General features: G+C 44.1%; 11 protein-coding genes. 9 read left to right on the top strand and 2 right to left on the bottom strand.

The window, feature by feature from the left end; genetic code table 11:
- Positions 1-426 precede the first annotated feature (426 nt).
- From ACS8FC_RS02580 to ACS8FC_RS02550, 7 genes are all read left to right on the top strand, one after another.
- Positions 427-1,083: an OmpA family protein gene (locus tag ACS8FC_RS02580; protein ID WP_299217780.1), complete on the top strand. Its 657-nt coding sequence runs from the start codon at positions 427-429 to the stop codon at positions 1,081-1,083.
- A 364-nt stretch (positions 1,084-1,447) separates the two neighbouring features.
- Positions 1,448-2,899, top strand: coding sequence for an imelysin family protein (locus tag ACS8FC_RS02575; protein ID WP_439295782.1), 1,452 nt, complete (start codon positions 1,448-1,450; stop codon positions 2,897-2,899).
- 258 nt (positions 2,900-3,157) lie between these two features.
- Complete coding sequence (locus ACS8FC_RS02570) at positions 3,158-4,789, top strand: di-heme oxidoreductase family protein (RefSeq protein WP_439262001.1); 1,632 nt, start codon at positions 3,158-3,160, stop codon at positions 4,787-4,789.
- 135 nt (positions 4,790-4,924) lie between these two features.
- Positions 4,925-6,073, top strand: a complete 1,149-nt coding sequence (locus ACS8FC_RS02565; RefSeq protein ID WP_439295781.1) for an imelysin family protein — start codon at positions 4,925-4,927, stop codon at positions 6,071-6,073.
- Positions 6,074-6,076: 3 nt separating this feature from the next.
- Positions 6,077-7,591, top strand: a complete 1,515-nt coding sequence (locus ACS8FC_RS02560; RefSeq protein WP_439295780.1) for a DUF1513 domain-containing protein — start codon at positions 6,077-6,079, stop codon at positions 7,589-7,591.
- Positions 7,592-7,788: 197 nt separating this feature from the next.
- Positions 7,789-8,376 (top strand): M48 family metallopeptidase, encoded by a 588-nt coding sequence (locus ACS8FC_RS02555; RefSeq protein WP_439261995.1) that lies wholly within the window; start codon positions 7,789-7,791, stop codon positions 8,374-8,376.
- A gap of 108 nt (positions 8,377-8,484) precedes the next feature.
- On the top strand, positions 8,485-9,087 hold the full coding sequence (locus ACS8FC_RS02550; RefSeq protein WP_439295779.1) for a methyltransferase domain-containing protein: 603 nt from the start codon (positions 8,485-8,487) through the stop codon (positions 9,085-9,087).
- Here the strand turns inward: ACS8FC_RS02550 and ACS8FC_RS02545 are convergent.
- Together ACS8FC_RS02545 and ACS8FC_RS02540 are read right to left on the bottom strand one after the other, a co-directional pair.
- Positions 9,068-9,736: an HD domain-containing protein gene (locus ACS8FC_RS02545; protein ID WP_439295778.1), complete on the bottom strand. Its 669-nt coding sequence runs from the start codon at positions 9,734-9,736 to the stop codon at positions 9,068-9,070. The two genes, ACS8FC_RS02550 and ACS8FC_RS02545, sit on opposite strands and share 20 nt — an antisense overlap.
- Positions 9,737-9,783: 47 nt before the next feature.
- Complete coding sequence (locus ACS8FC_RS02540; protein ID WP_299217766.1) at positions 9,784-10,692, bottom strand: hydrogen peroxide-inducible genes activator; 909 nt, start codon at positions 10,690-10,692, stop codon at positions 9,784-9,786.
- 293 nt (positions 10,693-10,985) lie between these two features.
- On the opposite strand from ACS8FC_RS02540, the gene ahpC reads away from it, so the two are divergent.
- Positions 10,986-11,552 carry an alkyl hydroperoxide reductase subunit C gene (ahpC, locus tag ACS8FC_RS02535; RefSeq protein WP_439261989.1) on the top strand — a complete coding sequence of 189 codons (567 nt, stop codon included), beginning with the start codon at positions 10,986-10,988 and terminating at the stop codon, positions 11,550-11,552.
- A 268-nt stretch (positions 11,553-11,820) separates the two neighbouring features.
- Complete coding sequence (locus tag ACS8FC_RS02530) at positions 11,821-12,687, top strand: SDR family oxidoreductase (RefSeq protein ID WP_439295777.1); 867 nt, start codon at positions 11,821-11,823, stop codon at positions 12,685-12,687.
- Positions 12,688-12,716: the final 29 nt, after the last annotated feature.

Here is a 12,716-nt window from a genome sequence, read left to right as displayed (position 1 = left end):
TAACTATTGGCTAAAATCGAGAATATTTTGAATAATAATATTTTTACTATTTAGAAAAAAGTATATATTGAGGACGTTTTACAGTATTTACTGCCTTTATATAATCGTATCGATAACAGTGTGTGTAAGGTCTCATGCACTTCTTATACATAGATGTGACAAAATATTACACATAGACAGAACTTGCTTGCGATAATAATGACGAGTGTGAATAACACCTAACAAGCTGTTTAATGTTTGGTATCTTGTGAACTTATACGACTGTCAAATATAACTGCTTTTGATTCTTTTCAAAAACGTTATAATCGTTAACTGTACTAAACCCTAATATGTCGCATATCAATCATATTAATAGCGTGTTTTTAGAGGAAAAATTCTAGAATACAACAGAGTACAATGAATAAATTTAACTTAAGAGGGAATATTATGCGTAATAAATTAATGATTGCAGCAGTAGCATCAGGTCTAGCATTGAGCGGTTGTACCACTGATCCAAACACTGGACAACAGCGTTTGAATAAAACGGCTTTGGGTACTTTAGTTGGTGCAGCAGGTGGTGCGACAATCTCAAAGGCTACTGGTGGCGATAAGACTGGTCGTGATGCTGCTATCGGTGCGGCGCTAGGTGCTGGCGTTGGTTACTATATGGAACGTCAAGCAAAGCAGCTTGAGCAACAAATGGCTGGCACGGGCGTCACGGTCGAGCAAAATCCGAATACGGGTAACATTGACTTGGTTATGCCAGGTAATATTACTTTCTCATTTGACGATGCAACATTGAGTTCTTCTTTCAAGCCAACATTAGATAAGCTTGCATCAACAATGAACCAATATAATAAAACGACAGTAAATATTGCAGGCCACACTGATAGCAAAGGTTCGGATGCTTATAACATGCGTCTATCGCGTGACCGCGCTTACTCAGTCGCTAACTATTTGACTGCACGTGGCGTATCTTCCAACCGTATCAATGTGGTTGCATATGGCGAGTCTCGTCCAGTTGCTGATAATGGTACAGATTATGGTCGTCAGCAAAACCGCCGCGTAGAGTTGACTATCAACTCACCACAAAGCATAAACTAAGCACCAAATACGTATTTGTATCGAATAACATTTTATTGAATAACGAAAAAAAAGAGCTGGCACTTTGCTGGCTCTTTTTTTTGCTGTAAATTTATGAAAGGTAGAGAGTAGTTATTGAAAAAATATTAATATTAAATTAAATATTGATAATGATTATCAATAACTTTATACTTCATTAGTATTTATTATGGCTGTAACGCTAACATTTTTATTATGCATAATTAGATGTATGACTAAAAAGAGTCGTCATATAAAGATAAGTGCGCTTACGACTCTAGGGACAAAATGCCTAATAATATTTGGTCAAACTTTAGTATTTGGTCAAAATTGATAAATTCTTTTGCAAAAATTTTTGAGGATGTGTATGACATTTACCACAGTAACGAGCCGCAAGATTTTACCAACTACTTTAGCTACTGCACTTACCGCGATACTAATGGTGTCGGGTTGTACCAAACAGACAGAAGAGGACACTACTGTTACACAGACAGAAGTGCAAAGCGCAGAAACATCTGATGATGGACAGCGCTCAGCTGCCGAGCAAGCTCACATTGATCGACTGGTAAGTAGCTATGCCAATATGGCACATGCTGCCTATAAAGACTCACTAGACACAGCAAAAGCCCTACAAACTGCGGTCGAAACCTACGTAGCAACACCAACTAAAGCTAACCTAGATGCTGCAAAAGCTGCTTATAAAGCGGCGCGTCAGCCCTATTCACAAACCGAAGTGTTCCGTTTTGATGAAGGTTTTGTCACGGCTAATGACGAGCGTGCCATCGGCAGCGTCGATGGGTGGGAAGGTCAAATAAATGCATGGCCACTTGATGAAGCGTTGATTGATTATGTCAGTGATAGCTATGAAGGTGAGTACAATAGCCAGGACAATATTATCAATAGCGATAGTATTACGGTTGGCAGTATTAAACAAGATACCAGCGAAATTACCCCTGAGCTACTAGCAGAAATGAATGAGATCGGTGGTAGTGAAGCCAATGTCACAACAGGCTATCATGCAATTGAGTTTATGCTATGGGGTCAAGACACCAATGGTGTGAGTGCGGGTGCAGGAGAGCGTCCAGTGACTGACTATGCCACTGAAGCTGGGCAATGTACCAGTGGTGATATCGTCAATGATGACGCCAGTATATGTGAACGTCGCGGTAATTTTTTAAAGGCGGCGACTCAGCTATTGGTTGATGACTTAACAGCGATGGAAGCTGAGTGGCAACCTGATAGCGAAAATACTTTACGTAGTGATCTTATAGCGCGTAAAAATGATAATGCTTTACGTCAAATCATGTATCAAATGGGCAGCTTAGCACTGGGTGAGCTGGCTTCTGAGCGCATACAGGTAGCGTTTGTGACTGGGTCAACAGAAGACGAGCACGAATGCTTTAGTGATTTGACTCACTTAAGTTATGCCAATAATGCACGTGGTATCCAAAATGTATTCAGTGGTAGCTATCAAACAGTCACTGGCGAAACCGTTGGGGGTTACGGTATTCATCAGTATCTTATTGATAACGGACACTCAGACGCCGCTGATAAATTGGCCATTGACTTTATCAAAGTAGAAGATGCTTTTAATTTCATCGTTAAAAAAGGCGAAGAAGAAGGCATTAAGGTTGATCAAATGATTGCTACAGCAGGTCAAGTGAGTAAACAAGGTATCTCGGCTGAAGAGCAAAACACGCGTCGTGGCTGGATTGAGAGTAGCATTACTAGCTTACAAGAACTGACTGCTGGTATCGAAAATGCAGCAAAAGCGGTCGGTATCGACAACTTAGATGCCGATGCAGGCTCTCAGTTTTAAGTTGACGCTTATCTGTTTAAATAGATTGGTTTATACTGCTTGTCATGTCTGTTGAGTCATTATAAGTTTGTAAGACAAGTCCTGATAAAAGCGTCAATCAGATATAATATATACGTTGCTGGCAATGGTTGGCAGCGTATTTTTGAGCATTAAAATAAGCCGATAGGCCAGTGTGTACCAGTATATCAGTCAACAGACTGATTAAAACCGTATAGCATCTGATTTTAATGGTTCTACTTGTGAACTAAGGCAACTTCTATGAGCGTCACTTCTGCCAAACCCTCTGCCATCCCTGCTTTAATCCTCCAACGTACTATCTATAAACTTACGCTAACACTCATAGGCGCAGTGGCGATCAGCGCTTGTCAACCGACTGATAGTGTATCTGAAAATAAAAACGAGGTAGCGGATAGCGCAGAGGCACAAGCGGTCACACCTAAGCGTGCTCAAGATATTGAAGCGCTGGCGGGCGTGCCAATGACGCAGCTTGCGACATTTGACCCGCAAGAGATCAAGCAAGGCGGTGATACTGGTATTAGCATTACGAGTAGCGAGAGTTACTCTAAACCGTCCTCCAATCTATCGGCCTCACGTAAGGGTAGCTTTTTTATTGGTAATGCGTTCTTTCGCCAGCCATGGGTCGTCGCCCCTGCCAGTACCGATAGCCGTGATGGTTTGGGCGCGTTATTTAACGTCGCTGCCTGCCAGTCTTGTCACATCAAAGACGGCCGTGGTCATGCGCCGATGAGTAGTGAGGACGATGCCGACAGCTTGCTGATTCGTCTAGCGATGCCTGCGACTACAGCTGAGGAGCGTCAGCAGCTGCAAGACTCGCTGATCGAAAAAGTCGTCCATCCAATGTATGGCGGCCAACTGCAAGATCGCGGTATTCAGGGCGTGCCCGCTGAAGCACGTATTAGTGTGCAGTGGACCGACAAGCCCGTTACTTTTGCTGATGGTCACGTTGAGACCCTGCGCGCGCCAACCTTTGATCTGACACGCCCAGGTTATGGCGCGTTTGATGACGAACTAATGGTGTCGCCGCGCGTTGCTCTACCGATGATAGGGCTTGGGCTGCTGGAGCAAATACCTGACGACGACATTAAAAAACAAGTAGTGGAAAATAACAGTGACGATATCAGCGGTAAGTTTAACTGGGTTATGGATCCACAAACAGGTAAAACTGCATTGGGACGCTTTGGTTGGAAGGCCGGCCAGACTAAGCTTTTAACACAAAACCAAAGCGCCTTTAATGAAGATATGGGGTTGACCTCTAACATTCGTCCTCATGAATCCTGTATGCCAACGCAGACAGCGTGTGTCAACGCGACCACGGGCGCTGATGAGCAGGTCAATGGCAAGCCGCCTGTGGAAGTCAATGATGAAGTGGCCAAGTTTGTCGAATTTTATACGCGCAATCTTGCCGTCCCGCATCGCCGCAATGCCGACGATAAACTAGTACTTGCGGGCAAAAAACGCTTTTATGATATGGGTTGCCAAAGCTGTCATACGCCAAGATATCAGTTGCCAAAAACCGACGATGACCATCTTGAGCAGCATGGACAAGTGATCTATCCTTATACTGATTTGCTGCTGCATGACATGGGCGACGAGCTTGCCGATCGGACGGCCGCTGGTAAGCTGCCGCCAAAAGACACGCAAGTAGAGTTTTTAGCCAATTCCTATGAATGGCGAACGCCAGCTTTATGGGGGATTGGCCTTGCGCAAACGGTCGATCCACAAGCGACGTTTCTACACGATGGCCGCGCTCGTACATTGATGGAAGCTGTACTTTGGCATGGCGGTGAGGCAGAAAAACAAAAGCAAAAAGTACTACAGCTAGATAAGCAAGGACGCGCTGAATTGACAGCGTTCTTACAATCGTTATAAAAAGAGCCGTTATAAAAGCGCGGATCAGCGTTGATCGTTAACGGCTACAATTTTAATGACTGAATATATTGATATTACTGTGATTGCTTTTATCAACTTTTCAGCCATCATGTTCATACAAATACCGAGAAACTTATGAAAATAAACCATGCTTTAGCGATGACGCTCTCTGCTTTGAGTGCTGGGCTACTGATCAGCTGTGTCAAACCTGCAGATGAAAACAAAACGCCAGAGACTGATAGCCAAAAAGTCGTACAAGATAGCGCTACTACGTCTTCTGTAAACGATAAAAATAATAGTATAGAGAAAATTGTCGCTGTCGATATTAGTGCTGAGACAGAAAAAACCTATCTGACTCACGTGGCAAATGATATCGTTATTCCCGCCTATGCTGATGCTGTAGAGCAAAGCGAGCTGATGCATAAACTGGCGCAAAAGCATTGTCAGTCAGGAGCAGTCAGCGGTGATGAGCTACAAGCGCTGCGTGATCAATGGCTGATGTTAGCCCAAGCGTGGGCGCGCGCTGAGATGATCAATTTTGGCCCTGCGACCGCCAGTATGAGCAACTTATATATCAATTATTATCCTGATGAGCGTGGACTGGTACATAGTGGTGTGGCAGATCTTATCGCTGCCAATCCAAACCTAAGCGCTGAGCAGCTCGCTAACGAAAGTGCCATTGTACAAGGAGTGCCAGGGTTGGAAGAGGCACTTTATGCTAACGAGAGTTTGGATGCTGGCCAGTGTGCTTACGTGATAAGCGCAAGTCATGCCTTGAGTACGCGCTTACAAGATATCGGAAACCACTGGCAAAAGAATGCCACTGAGCTGTTGGCAATTGATAAGACGGTAGATAGCGATCAAGGCTTGAACCAATGGTTTAATTCTTTGTTGTCGTTGGTTGAGACCATGAAATCTAACGCCGTTGATCAGCCTTTGGGACTGACGGGTAAAGCCAAAGGTCATCTACCAGCCGCGACAGCGGGTCAAAGCCGCGCCATCATCAATACCAAATTAGCCACGTTAAATGAAGCGCTGACTGATCCTGTCTTAACCGCTATCCTCGGCAGTAATAGCGAAAACGAAGTCGCTGATAATTTATCAACGGCACTTGTAGACGCCACCACTCTGTTGGCACAAATGCCAGAAGATATTGCTACAGCTGATAAGGCCGTGCAGCAAGAATTATATGATCATCTGACTACCATTACCCGTATTATGAAGCGCCAGATGATTCCGACACTCGGTATTCGTGTGGGCTTTAATAGTACTGATGGTGATTAAGCAATGCATAAACGTATTAATGAAACGAAGACTAGCATGTTGGCGCTTGATATTAGCGATCAGTCCAGTCAGAGGTTATTAACGTCATCTGTGCTGACAGCGCTCGCTAGTATCACAGGCACGGCAGCACTGGTCGGCATCCATCATTATTATCGAAAGCGGCACCAGCCCGATGCAAGCTTGCAAGATTACGTGACCGGTGTCCGCGCACAGTGGCAGGCATGGCAGCAAGCGTATCAGCAGTATTATCAAGAGACAACAAATGCTCCTGATTTTACTGCTTTGCATACCACCACCATGGTGGCACGTCCCGTAAGCTGGGTAAGCGGTGTGGCATCTATGCCAAAGAATATTACTGGTGCTAATAGCTCTAACAGGCAGCTTGACAGCGACTTTGGTGTCGTCGGTATCGATGCTGATAGACAGATCGTCTGGCAGACCACCATGCCTGAGCGTGTGCACGATATCGTTGTGCAGCCATCTGTTGATGATTTATGTGGTATGCCGCATGTTACTCAAGATAGCGTGAAAAATCAGCCTCCTTGCCGTGATGTCGTGGTGATGGGTCGTCGCCCTAGTGAGAGGTTTTGGGTGCTAGACACCGCTAGTGGACAAGTCACGAACGCTATCAAAGCGGTAAGCCAGCGGCATTTTTATGGTCATGCTTGCTATAGCTTAGATGGAAAGCTTTTATATGTGACTGAAAATGATACAGTAAGCCTAGATGGTAAAATCGGTATCTATGACGCTGCTGATGGCTATAAGAAAATCGCAGAATATGACGCTTATGGTATCGGCCCTCATGAGCTGATTATGCATCCTGACGGCAACACACTAGTGATCGCCAATGGCGGTATCAAAACCGAGCGCGCGTCTCGAGAAGAGCTAAACCTCGATAGCATGCGCCCTTCGCTTGTGTATCTCAATCGTCATACTGGCGCATTGCTGGAGCAAGTTATCCCAGCGCACAATCAGATGAGTGTGCGTCATCTCGCTATGCATGACGATGGTACAGTGATGATTGGCATTCAGTTTCAAGGGGATAAACATATCAATGTACCACTGGTACTGACGCATAGGCGCGGTGATGCTAATTTTGAACCGCTCATCATGCCTCATGATCAGTGGCAGCGCTTTCACCAGTATATCGCCAGTGTCGCTGTCGATAGCGAGTGTGATTTATTGTGTGTCACCACGCCCATCGGCGGCTGTGCGGCGATTTACGATTTAGATACGCGGCAGCTAATTGATGATGTCAGTTTGCCAGATTGTGCTGGAGCTTCTATGTTAGCCAGTCAAGCCTTTAAAGAGCAAACTTCTAAAAAGAGTGGCAGCGAAAAATCAGGCTTTATCGTTAGTGATGGACAAGGGCAGTTAACGACGTTAGAAATACAAGATACGTTAGCGTCAGGCGCAATCGACACGCGTAAGATTGAAAGAGTTCCGCGTATTATCAAAGACAGTCAGGTGCATCAGATGTCTTTTGACAATCATTTGCAAGCACTGCAACTGGGGTAAGTGCTAAATAAAAAATCATAATAATGGTCGATGGGCATAATCGTCCTTATGTGCTGCGAAAAGCTTATCTTCGTAGCTTTTATTTAGTAGCCCTTATTTTTCAGTGGCGCAACTCTAACGATGACTAAGCAAGGAGATGTGGCATCAGTTTACATACGATTAGACAACATCTTGCGCAGGCCGGCATTGAGCTATACGTGACCAAAAAACGCGTCAAAAATATCAATTTTCGCTTGAAACCCTATGCTTTGATGGTGTCTGTCCCAGTATTTATCAGTACAGCGCAAATTGAGCAAGCTGTTGCCAAGCGCATACCTTGGGCGCTTGCCAATCATGCCCAAGTTTTAGAGCAGCACCAGCGTAAACAAATCCATTCAGCACAATTTTCAACCGCTGACAGCCCTGTTTTGCTTTGGGGTACCGAGCAATCTATCACCCTCAGCCATGATGAAAAACTCGCCTATTATCGGCAACATCTCGCTTCTATCATGCCATCGCTGTTTGAAAAGTGGCAACCAGTGATCGGTGCTTATGCCAATGAAATACGCCTAAAAAAAATGCATACGCGCTGGGGCAGCTGCAATACGCGAGCGCGGCGAATTTGGCTGTCTATATATTTGCCAGCCTATCCGATTGAGTGTACTGAATACGTCATCGTTCATGAGCTGTGTCACTTACATCACGCCAATCATAGCCATGCTTTTTGGCAAACGGTGGCGACAGCGATGCCAGATTATCGGCACTGGCATGATATGCTGGCAGGTAGGACAGGGCAGTTGGATTAGGGATGGTATATTAATAATAGAGTCAATTAACCTGCATAATACTGATATGATAGCCCATAATGGTACAAAGCGTATTACTTAAAACAAGTAAGCAAGGATAAATATCATATGGAAAACGTCAATCAAGCCGAGTTTTGGCAGCAACGTTATAAGACGGGCAGTATACAATGGGATATGGGGCAGGTATCACCGCCGCTCAAAGCTTATGTAGATCAATTGCCTGAATCTGCTAAGCAGCAGGCCATTTTAGTGCCAGGGGCAGGTAATGCTTACGAGGTTGGCTATCTGCACGAGCAAGGCTTTACTAATGTCACGTTGGTGGACTTTGCCCCAGCGCCAATTAATGACTTTGCCGAGCGCTATCCTGACTTTCCGACTGAACATTTAATCTGTGCTGACTTTTTTGAATTGTCTGCTGAGCAGTATCAGTTTGATTGGATACTTGAGCAGACGTTTTTTTGTGCGATAAATTCGTCACGCCGTGATGAATATGTCCAGCAAATGGCAGCGCTACTAAAACCGCAAGGCAAGTTAGTTGGCTTATTATTTAACGTCGATTTTGGACGTCAAGAACCACCTTTTGGCGGTACAAAAGAAGAGTACCAACAACGTTTCGAGAAGCATTTCGATATTGAAATAATGGAAACGAGCTATAATTCACATCCTGCACGGCAGGGCAGTGAATTATTTATTAAGCTGCAAGTAAAGTAAGTTCGCGTTTGATATTATCCCGTGCTTGCATCTCAAGCCGCTCATAGTAATAGTTGGTCAGATAAAGTTTAGGATGCGCCAAGAGTCCGTTTAATACAGCCATTCGTCCCGTACAATAATCCGTCAGCGGAACGTGACTATATTCTTGGCGTACGGCTTTTGTATATTGTTCATACTCAGGCCAAGACGCACCCAAAACACTCAAATCCATATCTAGTAAATAAGCGGCATCACTGATTTTGTTAGGGTTTGCCAACTCATCAAGCTGATGGTTAGCGGTCATCATGATAAGCGCTGAGATATACTGGCATTGTTCAACGCTTAGGTAGTGACTTAACGCTTCTACAGCATGTTCTGCACTTTTTTGTTCGTTATTAGTGCTTGTTGGATTGTATATCACATCATGATAATAAAGCGCTAATGCAATGATATGTGGCTCATAAAGCTTATGCTTAACCTGTTCAAACTGTGCAAACAATTGCTGAAGGTGGCGTAGAGTATGATAAGCACGTGTTGCTTCATTATAGCGAGTAGCGATATCTTGCCAAAGCGCATCAACCTCCGCCGACTTGATATCACTATCAATCGCAGATAAGTGCCTTGCAAAACCAAGACCAAGCGCAGCTTCTGTTTGCGACAAATCGTCCATATTTTACCTTTATGACGGTTAATGAGCTAATACACTATACCGCCCTATTACTCTTTGTCAGCAGCTTCTTCAAACGCTTGTTTAAACACTTTACCGAGCAAGTTAACATCATCGACGCGCGCATAGTTTAGTCGAGTTACAAAGGCGATATGACGATGGGGCCCTTCCTCTGCTAGCGGTACAGCGACTGCATTTTGATTTTCTAGATGCAGCTGATCTAACGCCATTTCTGGTACTAACGTCGTCCCCATATTGGCAAGTGCCATCTGTATCAAGGTATTTAAACTGGCATCGGAAAAGCTCGATTTCATTTGCTCACGATCAAAGTGACAGACCGATAATGTTTGATCAGTCAAGCAATGTCCTTCACCAAGTAGCATCAAATTGGCTGTCGCGAGCTCATCAGCATTGATGGTCTCAAGCTTGGCATGGTTATCATCTTTGGGAAATACAGCAAAAAAGTCCTCACTCCAAAACTCAAAACTATGCAGCCCATCGACGGCATATGGTAGGGCAATAATGGCAGTATCGATATGTCCGTAGCGGACCTGTTCGAGTAGGCGCTCGGTTTGTTGCTCAACGATGGTCATACGAAACTCAGGATAATGCTGTCGCAGTGCGGGCAATACTTTGGGAAGTAAGTATGGCGCAATCGTTGGAATAATCCCGACCGTCATCGGATAAGCAAGTGGCGTCTGATGGCTATGCGCGCGCGTGGTCAGATCACTGACTTCAGAGAACACCCGCTGCGCTCGCGTCAAAATATCTTGTCCAATCGGGGTGATAAGCACTTGCTTGTTATTACGCTCAAAAATCTGCGTATCAAGCTGCTTTTCTAACTCAGCGATACCGAGGCTGAGCGCAGATTGTGAAATGTTACACTCTTCAGCTGCGCGTTTAAAGTGACGGTGTTTCGCAACGGCTAAGGCAAATTCAAGTTGACGTAAAGTAATCATAAAACCTCTCTATTAACGAGCTTGTTAACACAATTTATTATAGTAATTTAACCGAGACAATAATTTGACACAAGGTGGTGATTTACCTATAAAACACTGATGATAAAAATTAGAGATAATAGTTTAACAAGTTTAATAAAACAAAACATCACATTAAAAACTTTTAACTGGATTAACCATAAAATTCGCGTATAGTTTGTCTGGTAGCCAAGAGAGTTAAAGGCTTAGCAGAAATAGTCAAATATATGACCAAAATTTATTTTAAGAACATTCAATCAAAAAAGGAGCCAATCATGGCAGCTATTATCAATCAAGAAATTCCAGAATTCTCAACAGAAGCTTTTGTAAATGGTGAGTTTAAAACAATTACTTCAGAAGACGTAAAAGGCAGCTGGGCGATCTTTATGTTCTACCCACATGACTTTACCTTTGTTTGCCCAACTGAATTAGAAGACATGGCCAACCATTATGAAGAGCTAAAGGGCCTCGGCGTTGAAGTATACGCAGTATCAACTGACACGCATTTCGTACACAAAGCATGGCATGATTCTTCAGAAGCGATTGGTAAAGTACAGTATCCAATGCTAGGCGACGGTACTGGTAAAATTACTCGTGGCTTTAACATCATGATCGAAGAAGACAACGCTGCGCTTCGTGGTACTTTCTTAGTAGATCCAGATGGCCTAATCAAAGTTGCTGAAATTCATGACTTAGGCATTGGCCGTAGCGCAAAAGACATGGTTCGTAAAGTAAAAGCGGCCCAGTATGTGCGTGACAACGACGGTGAAGTATGTCCAGCAGCTTGGGAACAAGGTCAAGCAACGCTAAAACCAAGCCTTGATTTGGTTGGTAAAATCTAAGTAGTCGATTTATTATTTAGATACTTCTATAGGACTGGCTACTAAGTACGTTTAGAGCTAGTAACATAGACAAAGACTCTATCAGCAGATGTTGATAGGGTCTTTTTTTACATCTCGTCTACAGGCTGACACCAGATTTTACCTAATCCTTATTTTAGATTCTTTAAGCTGATAACAAGCTTTAAACGATAAGAAGCGGTGGGTTATTCAAAAGCTCGTTTAATCACGACTACTATAAGAATGAATATGATAATAAAGGAGTAAAATCATGAGTAATCAATCAGAAAATAAAGATTTTCCTCATCAAGAGCAGTCTTTGCCAGGTTCGCAAAAACAACAACACCCAAATCCTGAAGTATTGCCGCGCGACTATCCAAACGGCAAGCTGGCTGGAAAAGTGGCGATTGTGACGGGATCCGATAGCGGTATTGGCCAAGCGGTAGCTATTTTGTTTGCCAAAGAAGGCGCAGACGTGGTGGTAAGCTACCTTTGTGAAGATGAAGATGCCAAAGTGACTAAAAAGCATATTGAGTCTTATGAGCGCCGCTGCCTATTGGTTGCCTCTGACTTGTCAAAGGAGGCTAACTGTAAAGAGCTGATAGACAAAACGCTCACTGAGTTCGGCCGTATCGATATTTTGGTCAATAATGCGGGCCGACAAGTCGAGCAGCAAACGCTAACGGATATCAGCACCGAGCAGCTCAACGAGACAATTCATACCAATTTTTATCCGCATTTTTGGCTGAGTAAATATGCCCTGCCACATATGCAGGTGGGCAGTAGTATCATCAATACTACCTCTATCACCGCCTACCGAGGTAGCGATCATCTCATTGATTATGCAGCGACCAAGGGCGCTATCTTGTCCTTTACCCGTGCGCTCTCCAACAATTTGATGGGTAATGACAAAGGTATTCGAGTTAATGGTGTCGCACCAGGACCGATCTGGACACCGCTTATCGTGGCATCATTCACGCCCAATGAGGTCGAAAAATTTGGTCAAAGCTCGCCGATGGGACGGGCGGGTCAACCGAACGAGGTCGCGCCTGCTTACTTGTACTTAGCAAGTGATGATGCAAGCTATGTGACAGGCCAAGTGATACATGTCAATGGCGGCGAAATCATAGGCGGTTAATAATTATTGATAAATATTCAAAGCGATTC

The organism is Psychrobacter sp. 1Y4 (genome assembly GCF_051847555.1).
The sequence above is the reverse complement of the archived record's forward strand: the minus strand, read 5'-3'. Positions and strand labels throughout refer to the sequence as shown.

Bases quoted from the DNA above. Each gene is read 5' to 3' on its own strand.
- ACS8FC_RS02580 (WP_299217780.1), top strand. From the start codon at position 427: ATGCGTAATAAATTAATGATTGCAGCAGTAGCATCAGGTCTAGCATTG.
- ACS8FC_RS02575 (WP_439295782.1), top strand. From the start codon at position 1,448: ATGACATTTACCACAGTAACGAGCCGCAAGATTTTACCAACTACTTTA.
- ACS8FC_RS02570 (WP_439262001.1), top strand. From the start codon at position 3,158: ATGAGCGTCACTTCTGCCAAACCCTCTGCCATCCCTGCTTTAATCCTC.
- ACS8FC_RS02565 (WP_439295781.1), top strand. From the start codon at position 4,925: ATGAAAATAAACCATGCTTTAGCGATGACGCTCTCTGCTTTGAGTGCT.
- ACS8FC_RS02560 (WP_439295780.1), top strand. From the start codon at position 6,077: ATGCATAAACGTATTAATGAAACGAAGACTAGCATGTTGGCGCTTGAT.
- ACS8FC_RS02550 (WP_439295779.1), top strand. From the start codon at position 8,485: ATGGAAAACGTCAATCAAGCCGAGTTTTGGCAGCAACGTTATAAGACG.
- ACS8FC_RS02545 (WP_439295778.1), bottom strand. From the start codon at position 9,736: ATGGACGATTTGTCGCAAACAGAAGCTGCGCTTGGTCTTGGTTTTGCA.
- ACS8FC_RS02540 (WP_299217766.1), bottom strand. From the start codon at position 10,692: ATGATTACTTTACGTCAACTTGAATTTGCCTTAGCCGTTGCGAAACAC.
- ahpC (WP_439261989.1), top strand. From the start codon at position 10,986: ATGGCAGCTATTATCAATCAAGAAATTCCAGAATTCTCAACAGAAGCT.
- ACS8FC_RS02530 (WP_439295777.1), top strand. From the start codon at position 11,821: ATGAGTAATCAATCAGAAAATAAAGATTTTCCTCATCAAGAGCAGTCT.